The organism is Nocardia sp. NPDC004722, from assembly GCF_053601505.1.
Genome location: NZ_JBSGBY010001113.1, coordinates 1 through 1,073 on the forward strand (window position 1 = coordinate 1; position 1,073 = coordinate 1,073).

Below are 1,073 nucleotides of genomic sequence, written 5' to 3' on the forward strand. Positions count from 1 at the left end.
ATCGACTACTTCACCGACATCGGTTTCCTGCCGCCCCCGTGCTAGGAGCTGCCGGTGGTGATTCCGCTGCAATCAACCGCGGACTCGCCGCTGATGCTGATGGCCAAACCGGCGGCGGTGCATTGGTGAGGCGAGCTGCTGGTCGACCCTGCGGCCAGCCCCGAAGGCGAGATCGCCGAGCCGACGTCGGTTCCGGCCAGCACCGTCGGCGGATTACCGGTGAGCGTTGTCGCCGCGGCGATGGCGGCGAAACCGGCTATGGCGGTGCAGGTTCGGACGACCAGCAGGGTTGTGGAGGGGGAAGTCGGCATAGTGTGCGTCCTCATCACTGGACCACAGGTCAGGCCGTCGGGCACTGGGGCGGTTGGCCTTCCGGGGGCTGGCCCTGGGGCGGTTGCCCCTGCGGCGGTTGGCCTTGCGGCTGATCGCCCTGCGGCGGCTGGCCCGGCGCGTCACCGGGCGGCGGACACTGCTGGCCCGCGATCGGGCCGCCCGGCTGGCCGGGGACGGGGTCCGCGGATGCGACGCCCGCCACGGCGGCGAACAGTCCGAGAGCGGCCGCGGTGGTGGCGGTGATTCTCGACAGCTTCGAGTAGGCCATGGGAATTCTCCTGTCGTCGTTGCGATTCCGGAACGAGCCGTTCGCTCGTTCGGGCCGCGGTGGAGATCCTGGCGGCGGGAGATGCGCGTGATATTGGCGGAAGTTAAGTGCGAGCTGTGAGTCGCGCGCGACGTCACCCGCTGAATCGCGTGTCGCGTGCTCAGTAGTCGAGGGCGTGTTCGGGCTGGCAGACGTCCAAGGGGGAGGGGAGGTAGCGGAGGACGGCGTCCAGGAGTGGCGGGAGGTCGTCGGCTAGGGGGAAGGGGCTGCACAGGACGGGGATGATGTCGCCGAGGCGGGTTTGGGCGCGGATGCGGGCATGGAGCTGGTCGGGGGTGGGTGCGGTCAGGGTGGAGACCAGGTTGGCGTAGTGCTGCTCGGCGAGATCCCAATGGGGGCCGTAGATTTCGGCGGCGACATCGGCGAGGGGGCGAGCCGCGATCAGGTCGATGACGCCTTCGAAGGCGGGGCC

The 1,073-nt window shown here is 69.6% G+C and carries 2 protein-coding genes and 1 pseudogene; all 3 read right to left on the reverse strand.

The genetic code is table 11. The features are described 5' to 3' along the window. Window positions 1-41 precede the first annotated feature (41 nt). The gene (locus ACWELQ_RS46165) at window positions 42-311 is read right to left on the reverse strand and encodes a hypothetical protein (protein WP_452403268.1); all 270 of its coding nucleotides are present in this window, start codon (window positions 309-311) and stop codon (window positions 42-44) included. Between the two features lie 29 nt (window positions 312-340). Further along, a complete protein-coding gene (locus ACWELQ_RS46170) occupies window positions 341-601 on the reverse strand; it encodes a hypothetical protein (RefSeq protein WP_452403269.1) in 261 nt (86 codons plus the stop codon). 160 nt (window positions 602-761) lie between these two features. Next, window positions 762-1,073, reverse strand: a pseudogene (locus tag ACWELQ_RS46175) (hypothetical protein); the annotation flags it as partial.